This is a genomic window from Citrobacter sp. Igbk 17 (assembly GCF_028069775.1).
Lineage (GTDB): Bacteria > Pseudomonadota > Gammaproteobacteria > Enterobacterales > Enterobacteriaceae > Citrobacter.
Genome location: NZ_JANEWI010000085.1, coordinates 1 through 648, shown reverse-complemented (window position 1 = coordinate 648; position 648 = coordinate 1). Strand labels below are relative to the sequence as shown.

Genomic DNA, 648 nt, shown 5'->3' with positions numbered 1-648 from the left:
TCACTGCAGATGGTGATGTAACCATTACGCTCCCTGATACCAGCCAGACAACAGGACCATCAGCGAAAAAGTTAATAAACAGCGTCAGTGACAAGGCTAAAAAAGGGAACAACTCAGATATTACCAGCCTTACAGGGCTGACGACGCCGTTAAGTGTTACTCAAGGAGGCACGGGAGGGAACAATCCAGCGACTGCACGCACCGGTTTGGAATTAACCAGTGCAGCCACTACCAGTATCGGAACCAGTGGTAATTCGATCCCGCTACTGAGCGGAGCTAACGCCTGGTCTGCACCTCAGGTGTTTACTGGTGGTTTATTCACAAGCTCAGCTACTGGTAATGCCAATATTGGCATGATTAAAAATGTTCCCGATGGGTCATTAGCTAATACACAAGGGCCATTATTAGTATCAAGAATTGCTACTAACGACACCAGCAGGTGTGAAGCCCAGTTCTTTGCCAATTTCGATGGTGGTTCTATCCGCCGCGCCCTAATCCAGATAACCAGCGATGCTTCTGTAGCTGCCAACTTTGCTTTTGTTGAGGATGGAAACATCAATGGAAGAAACGGATCTGTACAGTGGAATGGATCAGATGTACGTATTAAGTATGGCTTTGAACCTGCTTCTGACGGAGCGGGCGAACGTA

The 648-nt window shown here is 47.7% G+C and carries 1 pseudogene; it reads left to right on the top strand.

The window, feature by feature from the left end:
• Positions 1 to 648: pseudogene (locus NNO08_RS22870) on the top strand (hypothetical protein); the annotation flags it as partial.